The organism is Spirosoma lacussanchae, from assembly GCF_005870035.1.
Lineage (GTDB): Bacteria > Bacteroidota > Bacteroidia > Cytophagales > Spirosomataceae > Spirosoma > Spirosoma lacussanchae.
The window spans coordinates 40865-65244 of record NZ_SWJG01000005.1 but is presented as its reverse complement, the minus strand read 5'-3'; the positions used below and the strand labels follow the sequence as shown (position 1 = coordinate 65244).

At 55.5% G+C, this 24380-nt stretch carries 21 protein-coding genes; 14 read left to right on the top strand and 7 right to left on the bottom strand.

Going from position 1 to position 24380, the window contains the following annotated elements:
* Positions 1-12: 12 nt before the first annotated feature.
* The 3 genes from FBR45_RS26425 to ccoS form a co-directional block, all read right to left on the bottom strand.
* Positions 13-183 (bottom strand): hypothetical protein, encoded by a 171-nt coding sequence (locus FBR45_RS26425; RefSeq protein ID WP_165358915.1) that lies wholly within the window; start codon positions 181-183, stop codon positions 13-15.
* Between the two features lie 122 nt (positions 184-305).
* Complete coding sequence (gene ccoN, locus FBR45_RS18185) at positions 306-2531, bottom strand: cytochrome-c oxidase, cbb3-type subunit I (RefSeq protein WP_138504895.1); 2226 nt, start codon at positions 2529-2531, stop codon at positions 306-308.
* Positions 2528-2776 (bottom strand): cbb3-type cytochrome oxidase assembly protein CcoS, encoded by a 249-nt coding sequence (gene ccoS, locus FBR45_RS18180; RefSeq protein ID WP_138504893.1) that lies wholly within the window; start codon positions 2774-2776, stop codon positions 2528-2530. The genes ccoN and ccoS overlap by 4 nt, the downstream gene beginning before the upstream one ends.
* A 204-nt stretch (positions 2777-2980) precedes the next feature.
* Here ccoS and FBR45_RS18175 point away from each other — a divergent pair, with 204 nt between their 5' ends.
* On the top strand, positions 2981-3484 hold the full coding sequence (locus FBR45_RS18175; protein WP_138504891.1) for a GNAT family N-acetyltransferase: 504 nt from the start codon (positions 2981-2983) through the stop codon (positions 3482-3484).
* A gap of 370 nt (positions 3485-3854) precedes the next feature.
* Here the strand turns inward: FBR45_RS18175 and FBR45_RS18170 are convergent, their stop codons facing one another.
* Positions 3855-4259, bottom strand: a complete 405-nt coding sequence (locus FBR45_RS18170; RefSeq protein WP_138504889.1) for a hypothetical protein — start codon at positions 4257-4259, stop codon at positions 3855-3857.
* Between the two features lie 274 nt (positions 4260-4533).
* Here FBR45_RS18170 and FBR45_RS18165 point away from each other — a divergent pair, with 274 nt between their 5' ends.
* The 6 genes from FBR45_RS18165 (at position 4534) to FBR45_RS18140 (ending at position 8877) form a co-directional block, all read left to right on the top strand.
* Positions 4534-4941, top strand: a complete 408-nt coding sequence (locus FBR45_RS18165; RefSeq protein ID WP_138504887.1) for a hypothetical protein — start codon at positions 4534-4536, stop codon at positions 4939-4941.
* A 60-nt stretch (positions 4942-5001) separates the two neighbouring features.
* Positions 5002-5751, top strand: coding sequence for an acyl-CoA desaturase (locus FBR45_RS18160; protein WP_138504885.1), 750 nt, complete (start codon positions 5002-5004; stop codon positions 5749-5751).
* A 24-nt stretch (positions 5752-5775) separates the two neighbouring features.
* Complete coding sequence (locus tag FBR45_RS18155; RefSeq protein ID WP_138504883.1) at positions 5776-6192, top strand: group III truncated hemoglobin; 417 nt, start codon at positions 5776-5778, stop codon at positions 6190-6192.
* Between the two features lie 136 nt (positions 6193-6328).
* Positions 6329-7309 carry a YHYH protein gene (locus FBR45_RS18150; RefSeq protein WP_138504881.1) on the top strand — a complete coding sequence of 327 codons (981 nt, stop codon included), beginning with the start codon at positions 6329-6331 and terminating at the stop codon, positions 7307-7309.
* Between the two features lie 60 nt (positions 7310-7369).
* Positions 7370-7990 (top strand): hypothetical protein, encoded by a 621-nt coding sequence (locus tag FBR45_RS18145; RefSeq protein ID WP_138504879.1) that lies wholly within the window; start codon positions 7370-7372, stop codon positions 7988-7990.
* A 149-nt stretch (positions 7991-8139) separates the two neighbouring features.
* The gene (locus FBR45_RS18140) at positions 8140-8877 is read left to right on the top strand and encodes a class I SAM-dependent methyltransferase (protein WP_138504877.1); all 738 of its coding nucleotides are present in this window, start codon (positions 8140-8142) and stop codon (positions 8875-8877) included.
* Positions 8878-9251: 374 nt separating this feature from the next.
* On the opposite strand, the gene FBR45_RS18135 is transcribed toward FBR45_RS18140, so the two are convergent.
* The 3 genes from FBR45_RS18135 to FBR45_RS18125 form a co-directional block, all read right to left on the bottom strand.
* Entirely contained in the window at positions 9252-10178 is a 927-nt protein-coding gene (locus FBR45_RS18135; RefSeq protein ID WP_138504875.1) for a DNA adenine methylase, read from the bottom strand.
* Positions 10179-10181: 3 nt separating this feature from the next.
* A complete protein-coding gene (locus FBR45_RS18130) occupies positions 10182-11093 on the bottom strand; it encodes a type II restriction endonuclease (protein ID WP_138504873.1) in 912 nt (303 codons plus the stop codon).
* 459 nt (positions 11094-11552) lie between these two features.
* Positions 11553-13640 carry a glycoside hydrolase family 97 protein gene (locus FBR45_RS18125; RefSeq protein ID WP_138504871.1) on the bottom strand — a complete coding sequence of 696 codons (2088 nt, stop codon included), beginning with the start codon at positions 13638-13640 and terminating at the stop codon, positions 11553-11555.
* Between the two features lie 145 nt (positions 13641-13785).
* Between FBR45_RS18125 and FBR45_RS18120 the strand changes: the two genes are divergently transcribed.
* From FBR45_RS18120 to FBR45_RS18090, 7 genes are all read left to right on the top strand, one after another.
* Positions 13786-14496 carry an NUDIX hydrolase gene (locus FBR45_RS18120; RefSeq protein ID WP_138505347.1) on the top strand — a complete coding sequence of 237 codons (711 nt, stop codon included), beginning with the start codon at positions 13786-13788 and terminating at the stop codon, positions 14494-14496.
* Between the two features lie 45 nt (positions 14497-14541).
* On the top strand, positions 14542-16209 hold the full coding sequence (locus tag FBR45_RS18115; RefSeq protein ID WP_138504869.1) for a ribulokinase: 1668 nt from the start codon (positions 14542-14544) through the stop codon (positions 16207-16209).
* Positions 16210-16384: 175 nt separating this feature from the next.
* A complete protein-coding gene (araA, locus tag FBR45_RS18110) occupies positions 16385-17893 on the top strand; it encodes an L-arabinose isomerase (RefSeq protein ID WP_138504867.1) in 1509 nt (502 codons plus the stop codon).
* Positions 17894-18075: 182 nt separating this feature from the next.
* Positions 18076-19620, top strand: a complete 1545-nt coding sequence (locus tag FBR45_RS18105; RefSeq protein ID WP_138504866.1) for an alpha-N-arabinofuranosidase — start codon at positions 18076-18078, stop codon at positions 19618-19620.
* 126 nt (positions 19621-19746) lie between these two features.
* A complete protein-coding gene (locus FBR45_RS18100; protein ID WP_138504864.1) occupies positions 19747-20445 on the top strand; it encodes an L-ribulose-5-phosphate 4-epimerase in 699 nt (232 codons plus the stop codon).
* Positions 20446-20509: 64 nt separating this feature from the next.
* Positions 20510-21667: an aldose epimerase family protein gene (locus FBR45_RS18095; RefSeq protein WP_138504862.1), complete on the top strand. Its 1158-nt coding sequence runs from the start codon at positions 20510-20512 to the stop codon at positions 21665-21667.
* 192 nt (positions 21668-21859) lie between these two features.
* Positions 21860-24379 (top strand): phosphocholine-specific phospholipase C, encoded by a 2520-nt coding sequence (locus tag FBR45_RS18090; protein ID WP_138504860.1) that lies wholly within the window; start codon positions 21860-21862, stop codon positions 24377-24379.
* Position 24380: the final 1 nt, after the last annotated feature.

Sequence of the window (24380 nt, the reverse complement as noted above, 5' to 3'; positions counted from 1 at the left end):
GAATACAGTCGGTTAATCGGTGGGAGAATCATCGAACGGCAGGCGGCTCATCTGTCCCATATGGCCTTTGTCGACCCGCCACAGATACAGCCCCACCAATACGAAAAAGACGAAGAAGGTCAGAAACGAAGCGACCATGTAGACGTCGGCCCCGGGAATCTTGTCAATGAATTGCTTGAACATGGCAGTCGATTTTTTAGTGATGAGTGAGGAGTGATGAGCGATGAATGGGTGGTCCGACTACGCGTCCCGGTGGGGACACGGACCACGGTGACGCTCATCGCTTATCATTCATCGCTCATCACTCACTTTACAGCGGTTTCTGCTTTTTTGATGTCGGTGCCCAGGCGTTGCAGGTAGGCAATGAGGGCTATGATTTCGCGGTCGGCGGGTACCTTGATGCCGTCTTTAGCGAGTCGGCTGCTGACCTCGGCAGCCTGTTTTTTGAGGTCTTCGTCCGCGTAACGAACGGTTACGTCGTCATAGGGCACGCCTACGCTTTGCAGGGCTTTGAGTTTGGCAGAGGTGCTGGCCACGTTCAGCTTTTGTTCGAGCAGCCAGGGGTAGGGCGGCATGATAGACCCCGGCGACATCGATTCCGGGTCACGCATGTGGTGGTAGTGCCAGGAGTCGGGGTATTTGCTGCCTTCGCGGTGGAGGTCAGGTCCGGTTCGCTTACTACCCCACAAAAACGGGTGGTCATATACGAACTCGCCCGCTTTGGAGTACTCGCCGTAGCGCTCGGTTTCGGAGCGGAACGGACGAACCAGCTGGCTGTGGCAACCGACGCACCCCTCACGGATGTACAGATCGCGCCCTTCCACTTCGAGCGCCGTGTAAGGCTGCACCGCCACGATAGTGGGCACATTGCTCTCGACCATGAAGGTCGGAATCAGCTCGATCAGCGACCCGATCAGGATCACCACCAGCGAGCCAACCAGCAGCGGGAACGGCTTGCGCTCCAGCGAGCGGTGCCAGAAGGTATCGCCACCCGTTGGCGTATAGGCTTTGGGCAGGGCCATGGCTTCGGCGGGTTCGTTGGCGGTAAGGGTACCAGCGGCCATGGTCTTGAAGAGGTTGTAGGCCATGATGATCGCCCCGGCCAGGTAGAACGTTCCGCCGATGGCCCGCATCCGGTGCATGGGCAACAGCTGCAGCGTTGTTTCGAGGAAGTTACTGTACCGTAGCGTGCTCTCCGGCGTAAACTCTTTCCACATCATACCCTGGGTGAACCCTGAGATGTACATAGGCACCGCATAGAACAGAATACCGAGCGTGCCGATCCAGAAGTGGAGGTTGAGCAGACGCTTGGAATGCAGCGGGGTGTGATACATACGCGGGATGAGCCAGTACAGCATGGCAAACGTCAGGAAGCCGTTCCAGCCCAGGGCCCCAACGTGTACGTGAGCCACGATCCAGTCGGTAAAGTGCGCAATCGCGTTGACGTTCTTGAGCGACAGCATGGGACCTTCGAAGGTGGCCATCCCGTAGGCGGTCAGCCCGACGACCATGAACTTCAGGATGGCATCTTCACGAACCTTATCCCAGGCCCCGCGCAGGGTCAGCAGCCCGTTGATCATACCGCCCCACGACGGTGCGATGAGCATGATCGAAAACACTACCCCCAGCGATTGGGCCCAGTCGGGCAGCGAGCTGTACAGCAGGTGGTGCGGACCGGCCCAGATGTAAATAAAAATCAGCGCCCAGAAGTGCAGAATCGACAGTTTGTACGAGTACACGGGCCGGTTGGCCATTTTGGGCAGGAAGTAATACATCATACCCAGATACGGCGTTGTCAGGAAGAACGCTACGGCATTATGCCCATACCACCACTGCACCAGCGCATCCTGCACACCGGCATAGAGCGAGTAACTTTTGAGGAACGTAACGGGCATCTCCATCGAGTTCACGATGTGCAGCACGGCAATGGTTACGAAGGTGGCGATGTAGAACCAGATGGCCACGTAGAGGTGCCGCTCGCGCCGTTTGATGATGGTACCGAACATGTTGATCCCAAACACCACCCAGATCAGCGTAATGGCAATATCGATGGGCCATTCCAGCTCGGCGTACTCCTTGGAGGTCGTGATGCCGAGGGGCAGCGTTGCCACCGCCGACAGAATAATCAGCTGCCAGCCCCAGAAGTGAAGCTTGCTGAGCAGATCGGAGAACATACGCGCTTTGCAGAGCCGTTGCAGGGAGTAGTAAACGCCCATGAAAATGGCATTGCCGACAAAGGCGAAAATGACGGCGTTGGTATGCAGCGGCCGGATACGCCCGAAGGTAGTATACTGGTTACCCAGGTTGGCGGCTGGCGCAAACAGCTGCGTAGCCACGATGACGCCCACCAGCATACCAATAACCCCCCAGATAATGGTGGCCACGGCAAAATTGCGGACAATGGCATTGTCGTAGGTAAATCGCTCGGCCACAGGTGGCTGGCCTGGGCGGTGCTCCCCCGGCGGGGGCTGCCCAATAGCCGACCTATCGGGAGAGATGATCAGAGGGGGTTGGTTCGTCGTAGCGTTCATACGGCAGTAACGGTGATTTTAGAGGTAATCCGACAGGTAGGGCTGGGCGTCAGGGACGCAGCGGGCAGTGGGCTTTTGGTACCCGACGCGGCCGGTTGGTCGGGCGGGGCGTCGTCGAGCAGCATCCGCATTGACGGTGTATACAGATCGTCCTGCTGTCCGGTACGCATCGACCAGACAAAAGCACCCAGAAACCCCAGGGCCATCAACAGACTAATTCCGATCATAAAAAAGAGAACTGACATACCCATTGGCGTTTGACAGTCACAAAAGTGAGTGTCGCTGACCGGGTCAACGATGAGATTGATCAGACATCGGGCTGATTAAATTCAGCTGGGGGCTCGCGCACTTGTGAAGTGGTAATCAGCTAGTATTGCCTTCTTGCGATCCCTTAGAGAATCGTTATCTTTAGCCTACCCGCCCGTCACCTACTTTCCTTACATGTGTTTATGCTACTCATCCGACCCGTACAGCCCGCCGACTGGCCCGCCCTGGCCGACATCTACCAACAGGGTATCGACACCGGCCACGCTACGTTCGAGACAAAAGCGCCCCCACCCGATGTAATGGCCCAGCACTACCTGTCGGCTCCCCAGCTGGTTGCGGAGCAGGGCGGCACGCTCGTTGGCTATGCGCTGCTCTCCGGCGTATCGGGCCGTTGCGTATACGGCGGTGTTGCCGAAGTGAGCCTGTACGTGCGGGCCAGCGAACGCGGCAAAGGCATTGGTCACCAACTACTCGAGCAACTCATTATCGACAGCGAAGCCCAGGGGTTCTGGACGCTGCAGGCCGGTATCTTCCCGGAGAACCTGGCCAGCGTTGCCCTGCACCACCGGGCGGGCTTCCGTACGGTAGGCTACCGCGAAAAACTAGGCCAGCGGCAGGGCGTCTGGCGCGACGTGCTCCTGCTGGAACGACGCAGCCTAACCGTAGGCGTCGCATCTCCCCCGTAGAGACGCGACCGCAACGGCGGCCCGGCGCAACGGCGGACTGCCCTAGCGTCTCATTCGCGTCAGCAACAAGACCAACCCAGCAAGACGGTAAAACCATCTCCCCCGTAGAGACGCGATCCCTCGCGTCTCATCCGCTTCAGCAACAATACCAGCCCGACAAGACGGTAAAACCATCCGGACACGAGACGCGAAGGGTCGCGTCTCTACGGGGCAGGCTGCGAAAACAACGCATAAAAAAAGGTTGGCCGCAGTGCGAGCCAACCTTTCGAGTGTTAATCTTAACCTACGATAAACTATTGTTCCAATGGGGATGGCCGTCGGGAGCTAGCCAGTAGTCAATGATGAGGAGGGCGATAACAGGAGCAATCAGTCACTGTAGGTTAATCGCAACCAGGCGTTCTGACTTCGATGTGCCCAGGTTGACCTGCTTTTGAATAACCCCTTCGTCCGATCTTATTTCCAGCGTGTACAAACCATCTTCTACCTCGCTCATGTCGAAGAGCAGGGCGGCTTTCATCTCTTTTTTGGCGACCCGGTTCGCAAACAGCACGTTGTTCTTCTGGTCGAGGAGCGCAACGGATACGGAGCCGGGAGCCACCTTCTGAATAGACAGTTTGATCTTACCCTGCTTCGTTACGTATACGCTGGCATCGAACGACATCGGCTTAGCCGGTTTGTCCGGATTGCCGAGTAAGGTGGTGGCGCCGATAAGGAGGCCGCCCATCAGATTCTTGAAGCCCATCAGGGCGCTGGTTTGGAGGATTGTGGTGATCATGGCTTTATGTGTTTTGAATGTTGTTTACTGTTCTCCTCTTATATGCCAAACCACGTGCCACAAAATTTACCCACTGACTATCAACGTCTTATCGCCAAAACCCCATTAATACGCTGTACGGAATCGGACAGGCCTTGTTCAGAAACGAACGTTTTGTGCGGACAATCGAAACAGCGCCGTAACAAAACTCATCCGGTGGGCTGACGTACATCAGGGATAAGGCTGGGCGGGGGGCGGAGTTTTACAGCCAGAATTGATCTGAAACCACCTCTCCATGCAAGCTGCCCCCACCCCACCTCCGTCCGACGAAGCCATAACGGCTTTGTTGACCTGCCGTCAGGAAAATCAGCGCTGGACCGCTGCGCTGTCGATGAACGAAGCGGACATTGACGGGCTGCTGGGCCTGCTGGCCGACCTGCTGGAGCAGCCTGCCTATCAGGCGGTACACAGCCGGGCCGTCCGCTATTACGGACAGCTGTTTCGACTGAAAGGCCGGTTCAGACAGATTCGCAGTATGTATTTATGCACCAGCAGCACCTGCGGGGCCATCTGCCACGAGAAGCTGTTTGGTCGTCACGAAGCCCTTCCTCTTTCTTTTTCCCTCCTCAACGACGAATTCAATACCGTACGCGCTACCTGCTATCAGTTCCTGTCGGGGCTGGTACGGCTTAACTTAATCTAACCGCCGATCGGTCCGGTGGTGATGGCGTACCCCCACCCGGCCGACACCATTTTGTACTTCATGCTTATTCTTGCGTTTTTTCTGGGCCACTGGTACCTCTCGGTGCTGATGCAAACGTTTTTTCTGCACCGGTACGCAGCCCACCAGATGTTTACCATGAGTCCCGGCTGGGAGAGGTTCTTTTACGTGCTGACCTTTATCGGACAGGGGTCGTCGTTCCTGAGTCCGCGCGCGTACGGCATCATGCACCGCCTGCACCACGCCCATGCCGACACCGAGCACGATCCGCACTCGCCGGAGTATTCCAAAAACCTCTTCGACATGATGTGGAAAACGCGGATTTTCTACAACGATATCCTGAACAACCGCGACTCGATTCCGGCGAAGTTCAAAAAGGGAGTACCGAACTGGGAATGGATGGAACGGTTGGGCGATCGTTGGCCCGTGCGGCTCGCCTGGGGAACGGCCTACACCCTGTTCTACATTCAGTTTGCGACCTCCCCCTGGTTATTTCTGCTGCTGCCGGTTCATTTCCTGATGGGGCCGGTCCACGGCGCTATTATCAACTGGTATGCCCACCGCTACGGCTACACCAATTTCGAACTGGCCGATACGGCTAAAAATCTGCTGCCGTTCGATTTTCTGATGATGGGCGAATCGTATCACAACAACCACCACAAGTTTGGCGGACGCCCTAACTTTGGCGGGTTCCGCTGGCACGAGTTCGACCCGGCTTATCCGCTTATCCGGCTCCTCGACCGGATGGGCGTGCTGAAGCTTCGGCTCGGCCGCGACGAAGCTTATATGTAGTATTAGGGTTCTAGCCTTTTCCTCATGACTGATACAACAGCCCCCGTCCTGCACGACATCGACACCAAAGCCGACATCGCGTATCTGCTGGATCGTTTCTACGAGCGCGTTCGGCAGGACCCCGACCTGGGCTATATTTTCGATGGTGTAGCCCAGGTCAACTGGCCCGAGCACCTGCCCCGCATCAATGCCTTCTGGACCAATCTGCTGCTCGGGGGCGATGGCAGCTACCAGGGAAACCCCATGCGGGCTCACGTTGATCTGGCGCGCAAAACCCCCATCACCCCCGCCCACTTCGACCGGTGGCTGGCCCTCTTTACGCAAACCCTGACCGACTGCTTTGCCGGCGAACGCGCCCGCGAAGCGCTGCTGCGTGCTCAGGCCATTGCGGCCGTTATGCAAAGCCGGCTCTACTCGGCGGGCCTGCTCGAAACCGACTAAACCAACGCAATCAGCTTGTGGGCCGACACGGAATGAAACCTGTGTCGGCCCCTATTTTTTGGGGGAGGCCGTAGGAGTTGCGGAGAAAAGTCGTCCAGGGAGGTATAGCGACACTAAATCGCCTGCCTGCAAGACCATGAACCGACCCTTATTGAGCCTGGCAACCCTGACGCTGAGCGCAACCATTGCCTTATTCGTAATTAGTTGTCAGGATAACGACCCAACCCCGTCCGATACAACAGCGGATGCGGTTACGGTGGCCGTTGACCCCACCCTGTTCATAGCCGCCGGCCTTGCCGAACCCATTACCAAAGTTACCCGGACCCTGAGCAACGGCACCTCGGCCGAATGCTACAAAATTGTGACCAACAACACCCCAACAGACCATACGATGGGGCCCTGGTGTCCGACTACGATTACCGACGATGCCAGCAAAGGGGGTATATGGTTCGAAGGGGGTAAGCTATACGATGTAGACGGGGCTTTTATCCAGAATCTGGCTACCTTCTACAACGACGCGTTCTGGAAACTATACAATGCCGACGGCACTATTAAAGTGACCACTACCAAAGCGGCCTGTGAAGCAGCCGCCCGCCCCAACGTAGATCCGGCCTACAACAACTACTGCGTAGAATGCCAGCCGTCTTATTCGGCGGGTATCAAAAAAACCTATTACATACCGGTGAAGCCCGTGAAGCTGAGCAGCCCGGCTTCGATCGGGGGGATGGGAGCTGTTGTGGGCATCGCGTTTAACGGGGTCAATTTCGACCCGCCTGCGCCAACCTCCGCCATATTAGGAGCTCATACCCTGGCGCCTATGGACGATGCGGGGGGGCACGTCAATACGGCTGCGGGCTACCATTATCATGCGGCTACCGGCAAGAGCAAAAAAATAGCCCAGGCCGATGGTCATGCGGCTATGATCGGGTATGCCATGGACGGATACGGTATGTATGAACTGCTCGATACCAGCGGTAAAGAACCTGCCGATCTGGATGCCAACCGGGGCCATTACGACGCAACCCGAGGGTACCATTACCACGTAGCGGCCCCCGGCGCCAACCGCTTCATTACAGGATTCAGAGGTGCCCAGGGGTCATTCTCCGTCAGTCTGTAATTCAGGAAACTCAGGAGCTGCCTCTCACCAACAGCGCAGCCCGTATCCGATCAACTGGTCATGGCGCGTATTGTCCTACTTCTTTTCCTCACTGCGTCGCTGGGCGTCCGGGCCCATAATCCGCAGCTTTCTACCATGGCTCTCGTTCAGGGCCAGGACAAGACATGGACCCTGAACATCGGGGCCAGCCTCGCGGCTTTCCAGTATGAACTCCAAAACAGCTACCCGGATCAGGGGATCGACCAGCTCGACGCCGATGCGTTTCAAAAGAAAATCATTGAACACCTTCGGCATACGATTCACATACAGGCCGGTTCGGGCCGAACGATCCAGCTGGCGCATGGCATGATCCGGCTGGGCCACCAGACCGACGTCCGGTTCGAGGTAACCGGCATGCCCGATCAGCTGCAGACATTACAGCTCCGGCACCTCGGCTTCAGTACGCTGAAAAACCAGTACTGCGTATTGACCATACAAACGCCCGCCACCCCTACCAAAACCTGTATTCTTCAGGACGAAAACGCCTTTGTGGTTTCGCTGAAAGCGGACCAGCACACCCTTGTTGAAACACCACCGGAACAGCCGCTCAACTGGCCAATACCTGGTATAGCCTGTGCAATTCTGCTGGCGCTTGTCCTATATCGGATGCAGGTGGGCAAACAGCCGGTAGCCCCTGTCTGAGTAATCAGAAACACAGGCCGTTGTCGGGTCGGCCACCCCGGTTTGCCGTAGCCTGAACCTTAACCCGGGTACGCAACGGAATTATGCAGGTTTACAGCGTATATTGAGCTGACCTATAGCCCCATACCTTCCTAAACGACCAGCAAACCGTGGCGACAAACTACGATACCATTACCAAAGAATACCAGGCCTCAAAAATGCTCCCCTGGCGAAAGCAGGCCGAGTCGTACACCTTCTTCGAGCTGGTCGGCGACCTGACGAACCTGGATGTGCTTGATCTAGCCTGCGGAGAGGGTTTTTACACCCGACAGCTGAAACTAAGGGGAGCGACCCAGGTAACCGGGGTCGATATTTCGGCCGGTATGATCCAGTTGGCCCGCGAGGCCGAAGCGGCTAATCCGCTGGGACTGGTTTATATCTGTCAGGATGCGCTCACGCTACACCTCGATCAGTCATTCGATCTGGTTACAGCCACTTACCTGCTCAACTACGCCCGCACCGCCGACGAACTGGCCCGAATGGCTACCGTAATAGCCCGCCACCTTAAGCCGGGCGGCCGGTTCGTGACCATCAACAGCAACCCCGATTACCGCGCTCCCGTCGAGATGATGTTTCCGTATGGGTTTACCCGCGAAAACAGCAGCTATAGCGAGGGGGCCGAGATCATCTATCGCTTCTATCAGCCCAACGGATCGCCTATTGCCGTTACCAATTACCACCTGGAAAAAGCGACCCACGAAACCGCCCTCCGGCAGGCTGGCCTGACCGACATTCAGTGGCACCCGCTGGTCGTATCGCCGGGTGGTGTCGATGAGTTCGGGCAGGCTTATTGGGTGCCCCTGCTCGAAGGCCAGCCCGTAATTGGCCTGTCAGCCCGCAAGTTGTAGTGACTACAGGCAGCCTGTATATATCCTGCTTGACTTAGGGACGACGCTAAATAACTCGCCCTTGAGATGATGATAGTTGTCGCTCACTTATCCAGTTTTACGTTAGTCATCTTCTCCCAACTAGTTTCAGATCGATCGTTTATATCAATTGCCGGGCCAGGATTCTTTACGATATGTCTATTTTTTTTGTCAATTTTCGTTTTGATTACAGTCATCTAGGCTTGATACGTAACGAACTGTTGTTACCGATGGTGGGGAAATCAAGAAGCGGCAGCCCAGACTTGCACAAAAGCTAAATTGAAATACAAATATTCAGCACTTGACTGTCAGTCCTTATAACGCCAATATCATATTATGCCCAGTGCTTCTTGTCGTTAAGCCCAAACTAGTTCCAATTGTTGTTCTTTTGGTTTTGTTTTCTGTCCGTGATTGTGTTGGTCTATTTGGTCTGTGTCAAAGTTGCAAACGAGAGCTTCCACAACTGTCCGCCTGTTTTCAATACTGCCTCCATTATGATAAAAGTGGTCTTTGGTAACAATGTTGAACTTGCTCCAGAACTTATTAATCATTTCATTTTCCCGCCAGTCGTTATGATGCCAAGTTGAGAGAATAAATTTTGCTTTGGTTTCTGAAAGCTGGTTGAACAATAGTTCTTCGTCTTGTTCTGTCCAGCCGTTATAATAGTCAACATGCCTGCCGAAATAGGGCGGGTCACAATAAATAATGTCGTTTTCTGTCGCCAGCGGAATGATGTCAGCAAACGACTTGTTGTAAAATGTCCAATTAGGTTCAGGTTGAATAATTTGAGAAACCGTTGCAACCTGATTAGTAATTTTAGTTACGTATGCTTGTGCAAAACGGTCTGGTTTTTTACAGAAAGGAATATTCCAGTTACCCTTGCTGCCAAAACGCATCATCCCATTAAAACCTGCACGTGACAGAAAGATAAAATCGTAAGGTGAAAATTCTCCACTGTTAAACCGCGAACGAACTTTTAGATAATGTTCATAGCCATTGTTTTCAGCTTCGCTTAACAGTTTGCCTTCTTGCTCCAAATATTGTTTCATCAAAGGTGCAGAAATAGCTTTGCTCTGTATCCCTTTGTAGAAGCCAACTATATGAGGATTAGTATCATTTAAGATTGCTTTCTTATAACCTGAATTAAATGCAACTACGCCAGTTCCTAGAAATGGTTCTATCCATTTTCCTTTTTGATTGGCTATGTTTACCAAATCCTTTATCCAAGGGACGAGTTTGGTTTTAATACCTTGACTTTTTATTGGCGGAACAATAACTTTCATGACTTAATCTTTTGAATTTCTTGTTACAATTTTAGCCCACAAATCCGTTCTGCCTTTAAATTCTAAGAAGTCTTTGAGGTTGGTTATTTTTGTGGTCTTTCCTTCTTTGACCATCGTTGCAGCCCCAAAATTTATCCAATATTCGTCAAACCATTCTTCTCCAAGTTGGCTGAATACGCCATTTCCATTTCGCAAGTCGTTAATGCTCAGTGTAGAACCAATGTTTGCAGTGTTACCCGATCCTTGTTTGTCGCTGGCAATTTTCCATTTTTCGGCTGCGAAAAAATCAAAGTCCTTAATTACAGATGTGATAGACTTTAAGTTTTTGACGGAGGTTACCTCTCGTTCACCTACTTTCTTGTTTGGTGTTTCATATTCTTCTTGAAGTTCCTGAACTTGATAGATTTCCGTATCCGTAGGATCGTCAGCATTTATGTCTGTCCGTGTGTAGATAACGCCAAGGCAGTAATGTCCTAAATATTGGTTGTAAGGGAATTGAATGTTCTTTTTCTTATCTCGTTCCTTGAAATAGCTACCGTGGCTTCCCAAAGTGAAACTTGAAATACCGTTTTTCTTCCGATAAGTTGTTTTTAAATCAACGGCAAATTTTACCTCTTCGTTTTCTTTACTAATAAATGTTAAGTCGGGATAATAATTTTGGTGTTCAGTCAGTATAATTTTATATCCGATTTCGCCAGCAAATTGAAGGATTTGAGGAAAGATATGTATTTCAAGGATTTTTGAAACAATTTTGGTGTCAGATGAGATTGTGTAGATATTCTTGTAAACGTCTATGAAGCCTTTGACCGACCAGTCGCCATTGTCGGTAGAAACGTATTTTTCCAACTTGGTCGTAAAATTGTCAAGTGCTTTCTTAAAGTCCGCTTTATATTTCTCTTTTTCCTGTGCTGTCATCGGTCAAATTTACTAAAAAATTGGGTCTGTTTTCCAGTATGTTGAAGTTAGTATTGTCGCTCGGTAGTATTGGGCATAATTCCCTAATATACGAAAACTTTGTCGTGCTCACTGTAATTTATTATAACTTTTTCAATTTGAAATATTATTATTCTTCGTTATTGATCTATGAGTAAGTCTGTAAAGTTTATAATTAGTCGATATAGCTCCTGAAAAGCCAAGCTACTTTTTACGAGAAAACGTCTTTACAGAATAATTTACGCATAAATAGTAGGATATAGGTCTCTCAATAAGGCCTGTATTCAAACGTAGGTACAACTCGCCAGCTTTTCAGAGGTCGGGTCTCCCTTTGCAGGATACTGTACAGCGTATTGGCCTTCAACTAGAATGGCTCCGTTTCTGATAGTAAGTTATCATTTCAGGGTGATGTCCTTTTTTAAAGGTTGTCCTGAACAACTTTTACTTTCGTACAAGCTGCACAGCGCACCCGCCCCCTTTCGCCAAATGAAGCATGAGCTTCGTTTTAGCCGTAACGGCTTTCTTTTCAATAATATACGCTTCGGGGTTGGTTTTCCAGTCGGCGGTGGGGGCGTCGCGGTAGAGTACGGCTTCGTAGGTTTGGCCGGATTCGAGGAACGATAGGTCCAGCAGCAGGTCGCGGCTGTTTTCGTCGGTAATGGCCCCTACGTACCAGTTGGCGGCTCCCTTTTCTTTCCGGGCAATCATGACATAATCGCCGGGTTCGGCGGCCAGGATTCGGGTATCGTCCCAGTCGACAGGCACATCCCGGATAAACTGGAACGCGTCGAGGTGCTTTTCGTAATTTTCGGGCAGGTCGGCGGCCATCTGGAGCGGGCTGTACAACGTAACGTAGAGCGCCAGCTGTTTAGCCAGTGTGGTTCGCACCGCCTGCGTGCGGGTGCTGTCGAACTGGTTCAGCTTGAACCGAAACAGACCCGGCGTAAAATCCATCGGCCCGCCCATCAGGCGGGTAAACGGCAGAATGGTGGTATGCTCAGGCGCGATGCCCAGCGTTGGGGCGTTATTGAACTCACTGCCGCGGGCAGCCTCGCTCGCCATCCAGTTCGGGTAAGTGCGGTGCAGCCCCGTAGGGTGCGCCGACTCGTGGGAGTCGACCATCAGTTTGTACTGAGCCGCCTTCTGCGCAACGCGCTGATAGTGGTTCACCATCCACTGCCCGTCGTGGTGTTCGCCCCGCGGAATAATAGGCCCCACGTAGCCGGTCTTTACGGTATTGATGCCCTGCTTTACCATGAAGGCAAACGCGGCATCCATCCGGCGTTCGTAATTCGTGACCGAACCCGACGTTTCGTGGTGCATGATCAGCCGAACCCCTTTCTGCTGGGCGTAGGCCGTCAGCGAATCCAGGTTGTAATCCGGGTAGGGCGTCACAAAATCGAATACCTCTTCTTTCCAGTTGCCGAACCAGTCTTCCCAACCCTCGTTCCAGCCTTCGACCAATACCCCGTCGAAGCCGTGTCTGGCCGCAAAGTCAATGTATTTCTTTACGTTCCGGGTGTTGGCCCCGTGCTTTCCGCCCGCTTTCTCCCAGGTGGCTTTCCCGATGTGCATCTCCCACCACATGCCTACGAACTTCTGTGGCCTGATCCACGACGGATCGGCAATGGTCGATGGCTCATTCAGGTTCAGGATCAGTTTAGACGCCAGCAGATCGGTGGCCTTGTCACTAACAATTACCGTTCGCCAGGGGGTTTGGGCTGGTCCGCCGTTGTGGGGGGTTTGCAGATACGCTTTATTCCCAACGGCATCGGGCACGAGCTGAGCGGTCAGCCGCAGGGCCTGTTTGTCGAGCTGGAGATGCATGACCGGGTAGTTCAGCAAAGCCGCTTCGTACAGGCTGATGTATAGCCCGTCGGCGGTTTTCAGCAGCAGGGGCGTCTGCACCGCGTTCGGCCCGATGACTGACTTCAGAGCAATGTCTTTTTCCCGGCTGGCCGCAGCCAGGGCGTCGACTTCCGAGAGCCGGGTTTTGTTGTAGTGGTATTCGTTCGAGTCATAATCGCCCGGCATCCAGAACATTTGGTGATCGGCCGACAGGGTAAACTGGGTCAGCTCATCGGCCACGATAAAATGGGTAAGCGCTTTCTGCGGGGCAAACTCATACCGAAACCCGACCCCATCGTCGAACACCCGAAACCGAACCCGAAGCCCAACTCCCGAGCCTGACTTATCCTGTAAGCCAACGAGCAGCTCTCTATAGTGATTACGAATCTGGCTCACCTCACCCCAAACCGGTTTCCAGGTTTCGTCTGTTCGGGACGAATCGACCGATACGATATCGAATCGGTTCAGGGTCAGCTTTGGCTTGTTCAACACAAACCCCAGGCCCGAGGGCGTAATGACCGGCTTGTTTCGGTATTGAATCTGGTACGAAACAGCCCCCGCGTCGCCCTGCCGGACCGACACCGCAACAGCCCCGTTTGGCGAATGAATGGTAACGATCTGCTGCGCGCAGACACTGGACCATGAAAAACCAAGCCATGCAATCAGGAGTCGTGCAGTCATTAGATAGGTAGGAGTAGATGAATGGTACAGTACAGGGGGCCAGCCGCCAGTATGCTAATGTATAAAAAATGGTAGAACTAGTTGGAGAATTGCTTTTACCAACCTAGAATTGTGTCAAAAACACACGTTTTTGCCTTATCCCATCATGGCCGTTTATCAACACAACACCCGCATTCTGGTGGCGCTGGATTGTATCATCTTCGGGTTCGACGGCGAATCGCTGAAGTTGCTGCTGATCAAACGAAACTTCGAGCCTGAGTACGGAAAATGGTCGCTGATGGGCGGATTCCTGAACGACGGCGAAGACCTCGAAGAAGCTGCCGGCCGGATTCTGTACAACCTGACGGGCCTGCGAAATAACTACCTGGAACAGCTACAGACGTTCGGCACCGTGTACCGCGACCCGGTTGAGCGTACCATTTCGGTGGTCTATTATTCGCTGGTCAACATTGCCGATCAGGATGTAGCAGCCATTCAGGCGCACAACGCGTCCTGGATCAGTCTGGACAGTAAGCCCGCCCTTATTTTCGATCACGACCAGATGGTTACCGTGGCGCTGCAACGGCTGCGTTACAAAGCCGCGCTGCACCCGATTGGCTTCGAGCTGCTGCCCAGCAAGTTCACCGTTCCGCAGCTGCAGAAGCTCTACGAAGCCATCTACGGCACCCAGCTGGACCGGCGCAATTTCAGCCGCAAAATCATGGCTACCGACCTGCTGCTGAGCACCGGCGAAAAAGACACCAACTCCGTCACCAAAAAGGGGCAGCTCTACACGCTCAATAGCGACCGCTACCGGAAATACCTCGACGGCTACTACACGTTCCTGCCCGAGCTGGCCGAATTATCAGGCACTTAACCAACGATTACGTATCCACTCTTTCCTGGCCCGACTATCATTGCTATGAAAAATCAATATGTTCTGGGTGTCGATTTTGGCACCGACTCCGTACGGGCCCTGCTGGTCAACGCCCATACCGGCGAAACCGTAGGGACACACGTACACGAATACGCCCGCTGGAAACAGGGGCTCTATTGCGACCCCGAGCAGTCGCAGTTTCGGCAGCACCCGCTCGATTATCTCGAAGGGCTCGAAGCTACCATTACCGGCGCGCTGGCCAACGCCCCCGCTGACGTGCGGCAGCAGGTAGTCGGTATCTCGATCGATACGACCGGCTCAACGCCCGTTGCTGTCGACGAAACCGGACTCCCGCTGGCGCTGCGTCCCGACTTTGCCGAGAACCCGAACGGTATGTTCATTCTCTGGAAAGACCACACGGCCAACCGCGAAGCCGATGAAATCAATCAGCTGGCCCACCACTGGGATACCGACTACACCAAGTACGTTGGGGGCATCTACTCGTCAGAGTGGTTCTGGGCCAAGATCCTGCGTACCCTGCGCGTCGACGAGGTCGTGCGGCAGCATGCGTTTTCGTGGATTGAACACTGCGACTGGATCTCGGCGACGCTGACCGGGCAGACCAACCCGCTGACGCTACGGCGGTCACGCTGTGCGGCCGGGCACAAAGCACTCTGGCACGACGAGTTCAGCGGCCTGCCCTCCGATGAGTTTCTGACGCAGCTCGACCCGTTGCTGAGCGGTCTGCGCGACCGGCTCTTCACCCAGACCTACACCGCCGATCAGCCGATGGGTACGCTCTCGGCCGAATGGGCTCAGAAGCTGGGGCTACCGGCCGGGGTAGTCGTGGGCGTTGGTGCTTTCGATGCGCACATGGGCGCGGTCGGTGCCGAAATTGAGCCGTATGCCTTCGTCCGGATCATGGGCACCTCTACCTGCGACATTCTGATGGCGCCCAACGAAGAGATCGGGCATCGGCTCATCCGTGGTATCTGCGGCCAGGTCGACGGGTCGGTGGCGCCCGGCATGCTGGGGATGGAAGCGGGTCAGTCGGCCTTCGGCGATGTATACGCCTGGTTTGCGCGCCTGCTGACCGGCCCCGTGCGCGACCTGCTCGGCCCCGAAGCCGCCGACACCCTGAACCGCCAGCTCATTCCGTACCTGTCAGAACAGGCGTCGCGGCTACCCGTTACGGAAAACGACCTGATTGCGCTCGACTGGGTAAACGGACGCCGGACCCCCGACGCCAACCATACGCTCAAGGGCGCTATCACCGGCCTCAACCTCGGCACCGATGCGGCTCGGGTGTTCAAAGCCCTGGTCGAAGCAACGGCTTTCGGATCGCGCAGCATCGTCGATCGGTTTATTCAGGAAGGGGTGCCGATTCGTAAAGTGATTGCCATTGGGGGGGTTGCCAAGAAATCGCCCTTCGTGATGCAGACCCTGGCCGATGTACTGAACCAGCCCATTCAGGTAGCGCAGGCTGACCAGGCGTGTGCGCTGGGGGCGGCCATGTGTGCGTCGGTAGCTGCGGGCGTTCATCCCTCGCTGGAATCGGCGCAGCGGGCTATGGGATCGGGCTTCGACGCCCAGTACCAGCCCCGTCCCGAGCGGGTAGCCCTGTACGAAACGCTCTACCAGAAATACCTGAAGCTGGGCGGTTTTGTCGAAGGCACCCCAGCCCGCCAACCCCTGGCGGCCAGTGCCGTATAAGTAGCTTTCCGGCCGGACAGAGCGGTTTCATTGCGGGCTGAGCGGTCGATACCCTAAACCATCCGGACAGGAGACGCAAAGGCCGGGCCGCCGGGCGGTTGCGTCTCTACATCGTGGTCGGCGAAACCACGGCAACGTTCATTATTCATCCGTCAAAATCAGTACAACGTTCATAATGATTAACCTGAAACAGTTTGAGATTTGGTTCATTACAGGGAGCCAGCATTTATACGGGGAGGAGACCCTGCAGCAGGTCGATGCACACTCGCAGGCGATTGCCGAATTTCTCGATCGGGCCGCCGACATGCCGGTACGGATTGTATTTAAGCCCGTAGTCAAGACAACCGACGAGATTTACGCCATCTGCCAGGCCGCCAACGCAGCACCGAACTGTATCGGGGTCATCACCTGGATGCATACCTTTTCGCCCGCCAAAATGTGGATTCGGGGCTTGACGATCCTCAACAAACCCCTGCTCCACCTCCATACCCAGTTTAACCGCGACATTCCGTGGGGCGACATCGACATGGATTTCATGAACTTGAACCAGTCGGCCCACGGCGACCGGGAGTTTGGCTTCATGATGACCCGCATGCATCAGGCCCGACCGAGCCTGAACCGCAAAGTGGTGGTAGGGTTCTGGCAGGAAGCCTCTGTCGTTGCGCAACTGGCCGACTGGGCGCGGGTAGCCGTAGCCGCCCACGAGCTGAAAACCCTGAAGGTAGTCCGGTTTGGCGATAACATGCGCCAGGTAGCCGTTACCGATGGCGACAAGGTAGCGGCCGAAATGACCTTCGGCATGTCGGTCAACACCCACGGCATTGGCGATCTGGTCACGGTAATCAATCAGGTCACCGATGCCGACGTCGACCGGCTCGTGACCGAGTATGCCGACAGCTATACCCTGATGGATTCGCTGCAGCGGGGTGGCGCACAACACAGCTCCCTGCGCGACGCAGCCCGGATCGAGATCGGGATGCGGGCCTTCCTGCAGGACGGCGGGTTTGGCGCCTATAGCGACACCTTCGAGGATTTGTACGGTATGAAACAGCTCCCCGGCATTGCGTCGCAGCGGCTCATGGCCGATGGCTACGGCTTTGCGGGCGAGGGCGACTGGAAAACGGCGGCTATGGTACGCGTCATGAAAGTGATGGCGGCTGGACTACCGGGCGGCAACTCGTTCATGGAAGATTATACGTACCACTTCGACCCGACCAACCCGCTCGTTCTGGGCTCCCACATGCTCGAGATCTGCCCCAGCATTGCCGATGGCAAGCCCAGCTGCGAGGTTCACCCGCTCGGTATCGGTGGCAAGGAAGATCCGGTTCGGCTGGTATTCAACGCACCGGCCGGCCCGGCCATCAACGTATCGCTGGTCGATATGGGCAACCGGTTCCGGTTCATCGTAAACGAGGTAGAAGCCGTAGCCGTTACGGAGGCCCTGCCGAAACTGCCCGTTGCCCGCGCCCTCTGGAAACCCATGCCCGACATGGCTACCGGCTGCGCGGCCTGGATACTGGCGGGGGGCGCTCACCATACGGTATTCAGCCAGAACCTGACCACTAGCCATATCGAGGACTTCGCCGACATTTTCGGGGTCGAACTCGTCGTGATCGATAGCCAAACGAAACTGCGCCAGCTGAAAAACGAACTCCGCTGGAGCGAAGCCGCCTACCGCCGGTAACCCGTTGCCGACCCGGATGGTATTCCCGACCCACAAGTGGTCCGTGTCCCCACCGGGACGCGGACCAGGGTGACGACGCGGAGCACGGTCATAGCAGCAAAACCATCCGGACAGGAGACGCCAGGGCCCGGCCGCCAATTCGGTTGTGTCTCTACACGCCTTTTTACATAAACCCACTTTTTATGAAAAAACAACTGCTTCCTCTTCTGCTCGCGGCACTGACCCTGTCGGCTACGGCGCAGAACCGCGTAACGATCAACGCCAGCGACGGCAAGACCGTTATTAGCCGCCATATCTATGGCCACTTTGCCGAACACCTTGGCCGCTGTATCTACGATGGCTTTTACGTGGGCGAGGCCAATACAAAAATCCCGAACAAAAACGGGGTGCGGCTCGACGTGATCGAGGCTCTCAAAAAGATGAAAATCCCCAACCTGCGCTGGCCGGGCGGGTGTTTTGCCGATACCTATCACTGGAAAGACGGCATCGGCCCGAAAGCCAAACGCCCCAAGATTGTGAACACCTGGTGGGGGGGCGTAACGGAAGACAACAGTTTCGGTACCCATGACTTTCTGAATATGTGCGAACTGCTCGGAACCGAGCCTTACCTGGCCGGTAACGTAGGCAGCGGAACGGTACAGGACCTGAGCGACTGGGTGCAGTATGTCAATTTTCCCAGCAATAGCCCCATGTCTACCCTGCGGCAGCAAAACGGGCGCAAAACCCCCTGGAACGTACGCTATTGGGGTGTTGGCAACGAAGCCTGGGGATGTGGCGGCAACATGACGGCCGATTATTACGCCAATATTTACCGCCAGTACGCTACGTTCATGGGTTCTCAGGTGGGTAAAGAAACCATCTTCCGGATTGCATCGGGTGCCAGTTCAGATGATTTTAACTGGACCGAAACGCTGATGAAAAATATTCCCGGCAAAATGGTTGAAGGCGTAGCCCTCCACCATTATTCTACCTTTGGCTGGGGACCGAATGAGAAAGGGTCGGCTACTGAATTTACCGAAACCGACTACGCCCATACGATGAACGAAGCCCTGAAGATGGACACCTTCGTGCAGAAGCATTCGGAAATCATGGACAAGTATGATCCCCAGAAGAAGATTGCCCTGGTTGTTGATGAATGGGGCGCCTGGTATGAGGTCGAACCCAAGACGAACCCGGGATTTTTGTATCAGCAGAACACCATGCGCGATGCCATTCTGACCGGTGCCACGCTGAACATCTTCCACAAACACGCGGAACGGGTACGAATGGCGAATCTGGCCCAGGCCGTGAACGTACTCCAGGCCGTGATTTTGACAAAGGGCGACAAGATGCTGCTGACGCCAACGTACCACGTGCTGGAAATGTATAATGTACACCAGGACGCGACGATGCTGCCCATCGACCTCAAAACGGAAGACTATACATCAGGCAAATACAAACTCCCGGCCATATCCGCATCGGCCTCGCGCGACCAGGCGGGTAAAGTACATATCTCGCTGGTCAACATCGACGCCGGGAAGCCGCAAACCGTTACGGTCAACCTGAAGGGCGTAAGCGCCAGCAGCCTGACGGGCCGCATCCTGACATCGGCTAAAGTACAGGATCATAACACCTTCGAGCAGCCGAACAAGGTAAAACCCGTTTCGTTCAACGGGGCTACCCGCAACGGCGACGTCCTGACCGTAACCCTCCCCCCGGTCTCCGTAGTCGTGCTGGAAATGAAATAACGAGGGTCTGTTGATGGAGTGAATGGCGATAAAGCGATGGTGATAAAGTTGGCCATGCCAGCTACTCATCACTCAATCACCATTCACTCCATCACTCAAGAGACAAATCACTCAATAAGCAACTCCATGTACAGGACCTTACAGGAAGAATGTTACGAGGCCAACATGCAGCTCCCCCGGCTGGGGCTGGTGTTGTTTACCTTTGGCAACGTCAGCGCGGTAGATCGCGAGCGGGGCGTATTTGCCATCAAACCAAGTGGGGTGTCGTACGATATTCTTACACCCGACGACATTGTGATCTGCGATTACGACGCCCGCGTTGTAGCAGGCACCCTGCGGCCGTCGTCCGATACCAAAACCCATGCGCTGCTCTATAAAACCTGGAGCGACATTGGCGGCATTACCCACACCCACAGCACCCATGCGGTGGCCTGGGCCCAGGCAGGTCTGGACATTCCGATTTTCGGAACCACCCATGCCGACCATACCCATCACGACATTCCGTGTGCGCCCGTCCTGACCGACGCCATGATAGAAGGCGATTATGAGCACGAGACCGGTAACCAGATTTTCGACGTGTTTCGGGAAAAAGGCCTTTCGCATACCGAGGTCGAGATGGTGCTGTTGCAGAACCACGGCCCGTTTACCTGGGGTAAGACCGCCGAAAAGTCGGTTTACAACGCAGCCGTACTGGAAGAAGTAGCCCGTATGGCTTACCTGACGTTACAGATCAACCCCAACACAGCTCGTATTAAAGATACCCTCCGTAACAAGCACTACCAGCGCAAGCACGGCACGAACGCCTACTACGGACAGGGCTGCTAGTCAGTCGGGGCGCACCGGCCTGCTGGTTCGCCCCCATCCCAACGCCTAAACCCCTTGGTCACCCATGAACCGTTTTTCTCAGTATGTCGGCCTGATGGCCCTCGGCGCGCTGACGCTCCTGAATGCCTGCGCGTCTAAAAAAACCACGAATACCCAAACGATGACTATTGACAAACAGGCCTATGGCCAATTACCCGACGGTCGCCCAGTCGATCTGTACACCCTGCGTAACGAAGCCGGCATGACGGCCCGGATAACGACCTACGGCGGCATTCTGGTGGGCCTGACCGCCCCCGATAAAGACGGCCAGTTTGCCGACGTCACGCTGGGGTTCGACTCACTCGACACGTACCGTAAAAACAATCCGTTTTTCGGAGCGCTGGTGGGCCGCTACGGCAACCGGATCGCCAAGGGTAAGTTTACCCTCGACGGGCAGACCTACACGCTGGCAACCAACAATATGGGGAACCACCTGCACGGCGGAAAGGTCGGCTTCGATAAGGTGCTCTGGACAGCCACGCCCGTTGAGGGCGACGAACCCGCGCTGAAACTGACCTACACCGCCAAAGACGGCGAAGAAGGCTACCCCGGCAACCTGGCCGTTACCGTAACGTACACGCTTCAGAAAAACAACGCCCTCCGGATCGACTACGAAGCCACGACCGACAAACCCACGATCGTAAACCTGACCAACCATACCTATTTCAACCTGACCGGCGGGGCTAAGCGCGACGTTCTCGACCACGTAGTAACCATCAAGGCCGACCGGTTCGTACCCGTCGATAAGACGCTGATCCCGACCGGGCAGCTCCAGGCTGTTGCCGGCACCCCGTTCGACTTCACCAAACCGACCCGCGTTGGCGACCGCATCGACGACACCGCCGATACCCAGATCAAATACGGCCTGGGCTACGACCACTGCTGGGTATTTGCCGACAGCAGCCAGGGTCTGAAGTCGGTGGCTACCGTTTTCGAGCCAACCACCGGACGGGTGCTGGACGTACAGACGACCGAGCCAGCCGTACAGTTCTACACGGGCAACTTCCTCGACGGTTCCGTAACGGGTCGGGAAGGCAACCCCTACAAAAAACGCTACGGCTTCTGTCTGGAAACCGAACACTACCCCGACTCGCCCAATCAGCCCGCCTTCCCGACAACGACGCTACGCCCCGGTCAGACGTACAAAACCACTACGATCTATCAGTTCTCTACCCGAAAATAAGGGGTGACCTGAGAAACGGATCAGACTCATCAGGGAGGTATTCCGCGGAATCTCTGCGCGGAATACCTCCCTGATTGCATACGGCCCGGCCCTTATCAACTCCTCAGGTAACAGTTTCATAATGCCCGATCGCTGGTAGTATTCGGGGCTTACATTACTTTTACCCCTTTCATTTTACCCCTTTCTACTGGTATGGATTCGAGACGGGAGTTTATCAGAAAAGCCGCTTTACTGGCCACCAGCCTGTCGGGTACCTGGCCCGACTCTATTCAGAAAGCGCTGGCCATCGACCCGTCGCCGGGAACTACCTACCTGGACGCGGAGCACGTGGTTATTCTGATGCAGGAGAACCGCTCTTTCGATCATATATACGGCTCGCTGCAGGGCGTACGGGGTTTTAACGATCCGCGGGCCATCACCCTGCCCAACGGCAACAAAGTCTGGCTCCAGACCAACGCAGCCGGGGAAACCTACGCGCCGTTCCGGCTCAACATCCACGATACCAAAGCTACCTGGATGAGTTCGCTGCCCCACTCCTGGACCGACCAGGTAGATGCCCGACATGACGGCAAGTTCGACAAGTGGCTGGATGCCAAACGATCGGGCCGAAAAGAATACGCCAGCATGCCGCTGACCCTGGGGTATTACAACCGGCAGGACTTACCCTTCTATTACGCGCTGGCCGATGCCTTTACCGTCTGCGATCAGAACTTCTGCTCCTCACTGACGGGCACGACCCCCAACCGGCTTTATTTCTGGAGCGGCACCCTGCGCGACCCCCGCGACCCAAAAGCCCCGGCTCTGGTTCGTAACGAAAACGTAGATTACGACGCCGAAGTAAGCTGGACCACCTTTCCCGAACGGCTGCAGGACCATGGCGTTTCCTGGAAAATATACCAGAACGAGATCAGCCTGCCCACCGGGCTGCAGGGCGACGAAGACGGCTGGCTCGGCAACTTCACCGACAACCCCATCGAATGGTTTTCGCAGTTCCGGGTTCGGTTTCACCCGGCCTATTATGCCTTTATCCAGCGCGAAGAAAAAGCCATTCCCGATCGTATTGCCAGCCTCCAGACCCAGCTCAGCACCCTGACGCCCGCCGACCCGACCTACGCCAGCGTACAAAAAAAACTTCAGCAGCAGCAGCAAGCCCAGGCCCAGGTTAAAGCCGATCTGGTTACCTACGCCCCCGAGAAGTTTAGCCAGTTATCAGCGCGCGACCAGCAGCTTTGCCAGCGGGCCTTTACGACCAACACCAGCGATCCCGACTACCGGAAGCTGAGCACGCTGACATACCAGGACGGCACCACCGAACGGCAGGTTACCGTACCCAAAGGCGACGTGCTACACCAGTTTCGGGCCGATGTGAAGAACCGGACGCTGCCCACCGTCTCGTGGGTAGTGGCGCCGGAGAATTTCTCCGATCACCCCTCCGCCCCCTGGTATGGCGCCTGGTACCTGTCAGAGATGCTCGACATACTGACCCAGAACCCCGACGTCTGGAAAAAAACCATTTTCATTCTGGCCTACGACGAAAACGACGGCTACTTCGACCATGTTCCTCCGCTGGTGCCGGCGCACCCCGACCGGCCGCAGACCGGTAAATCCAGCAAGGGCATCGACACCCGGCTGGAGTTTGTTACGGCCGAGCAGGAAAAGAGCCGCGGGCCCAAAGGCCGAACCGGGCCCATCGGACTGGGCTATCGGGTACCGCTCGTTATTGTGTCGCCCTGGAGCCGGGGCGGATACGTCTGCTCCGAAGTGTTCGACCATACCTCGACGCTCCGCTTTCTCGAGAATTTCGTGAGCCACAAAACCGGCAAACCGATCCGGGAAACGAACATTAGCCCCTGGCGACGGACGGTCTGTGGCGATCTGTCGTCGGCCTTTCGGCCCTACCGGGGCGAGTCGCTCCGACTACCGACTTTCCTGCCCCGCGAGCCGTTTATCGAAGGTATTCACAAGGCCCAGTTCAAGGACGTACCGACCAACTACAAATCGCTCTCGCCCGACGAAGCCCGGCAGGCCAGCCAGCGCCCCAGCCTGTCGCCCTGGATGCCGCGCCAGGAAGCAGGCATGCGATCGTCCTGTGCCTTGCCGTATGAACTATATGCCGACGGGTACAGCCAGGCCGACCGGTTTATGCTGAAGCTGACCGCCGACAATGCCGTATTCGGCAAACGGGCGGCTGGTACCGCCTTCCAGGTGCACCAGCACCTACAGGACGATGTGCGCTTCCGTTCGTATACCGTATCACCCGGCGATACACTGACCGACGAGTGGCCGCTCAGCGAGCCGCTCCACCTGAGCGTATACGGGCCGAACGGCTTCTTTCGATCGTTTAGCAGCACTGGCGCTCATCCACCGGTAACGATCGACTGCCGCTACGAACAGAACGCCCGGAAGCAGTATACGGGCCATCTCGTCATGGAACTACACAACCCGGACCCCAGCCGCCCGTACGTGGTGCGGCTCAGGGATAACGCCTACCAGACCGGCGAACAGTCGGTCAGTCTGGCCAGGGCAGGCCTGTCGGGCGCCCGGCAGTCGGTTACTCTGAACCTGAACCGCAGCCACAACTGGTACGATATCAGCGTGCTGATCGATGGTTTTCCGGAGGTTGAACAGCGGTATGCCGGTCGGGTCGAAACCGGGCAGGAAGGCGTCACCGACCCCCTGATTGGGCAGACAAGCGACCTGACCAGCCGATAAG

Excerpts from the sequence above, each read along its gene's own strand:
- FBR45_RS26425 (WP_165358915.1), bottom strand. The coding sequence starts at position 183 with ATGTTCAAGCAATTCATTGACAAGATTCCCGGGGCCGACGTCTACATG.
- ccoN (WP_138504895.1), bottom strand. The coding sequence starts at position 2,531 with ATGAACGCTACGACGAACCAACCCCCTCTGATCATCTCTCCCGATAGG.
- ccoS (WP_138504893.1), bottom strand. The coding sequence starts at position 2,776 with ATGTCAGTTCTCTTTTTTATGATCGGAATTAGTCTGTTGATGGCCCTG.
- FBR45_RS18175 (WP_138504891.1), top strand. The coding sequence starts at position 2,981 with ATGCTACTCATCCGACCCGTACAGCCCGCCGACTGGCCCGCCCTGGCC.
- FBR45_RS18170 (WP_138504889.1), bottom strand. The coding sequence starts at position 4,259 with ATGATCACCACAATCCTCCAAACCAGCGCCCTGATGGGCTTCAAGAAT.
- FBR45_RS18165 (WP_138504887.1), top strand. The coding sequence starts at position 4,534 with ATGCAAGCTGCCCCCACCCCACCTCCGTCCGACGAAGCCATAACGGCT.
- FBR45_RS18160 (WP_138504885.1), top strand. The coding sequence starts at position 5,002 with ATGCTTATTCTTGCGTTTTTTCTGGGCCACTGGTACCTCTCGGTGCTG.
- FBR45_RS18155 (WP_138504883.1), top strand. The coding sequence starts at position 5,776 with ATGACTGATACAACAGCCCCCGTCCTGCACGACATCGACACCAAAGCC.
- FBR45_RS18150 (WP_138504881.1), top strand. The coding sequence starts at position 6,329 with ATGAACCGACCCTTATTGAGCCTGGCAACCCTGACGCTGAGCGCAACC.
- FBR45_RS18145 (WP_138504879.1), top strand. The coding sequence starts at position 7,370 with ATGGCGCGTATTGTCCTACTTCTTTTCCTCACTGCGTCGCTGGGCGTC.
- FBR45_RS18135 (WP_138504875.1), bottom strand. The coding sequence starts at position 10,178 with ATGAAAGTTATTGTTCCGCCAATAAAAAGTCAAGGTATTAAAACCAAA.
- FBR45_RS18130 (WP_138504873.1), bottom strand. The coding sequence starts at position 11,093 with ATGACAGCACAGGAAAAAGAGAAATATAAAGCGGACTTTAAGAAAGCA.
- FBR45_RS18125 (WP_138504871.1), bottom strand. The coding sequence starts at position 13,640 with ATGACTGCACGACTCCTGATTGCATGGCTTGGTTTTTCATGGTCCAGT.
- FBR45_RS18120 (WP_138505347.1), top strand. The coding sequence starts at position 13,786 with ATGGCCGTTTATCAACACAACACCCGCATTCTGGTGGCGCTGGATTGT.
- FBR45_RS18115 (WP_138504869.1), top strand. The coding sequence starts at position 14,542 with ATGAAAAATCAATATGTTCTGGGTGTCGATTTTGGCACCGACTCCGTA.
- araA (WP_138504867.1), top strand. The coding sequence starts at position 16,385 with ATGATTAACCTGAAACAGTTTGAGATTTGGTTCATTACAGGGAGCCAG.
- FBR45_RS18105 (WP_138504866.1), top strand. The coding sequence starts at position 18,076 with ATGAAAAAACAACTGCTTCCTCTTCTGCTCGCGGCACTGACCCTGTCG.
- FBR45_RS18100 (WP_138504864.1), top strand. The coding sequence starts at position 19,747 with ATGTACAGGACCTTACAGGAAGAATGTTACGAGGCCAACATGCAGCTC.
- FBR45_RS18095 (WP_138504862.1), top strand. The coding sequence starts at position 20,510 with ATGAACCGTTTTTCTCAGTATGTCGGCCTGATGGCCCTCGGCGCGCTG.
- FBR45_RS18090 (WP_138504860.1), top strand. The coding sequence starts at position 21,860 with ATGGATTCGAGACGGGAGTTTATCAGAAAAGCCGCTTTACTGGCCACC.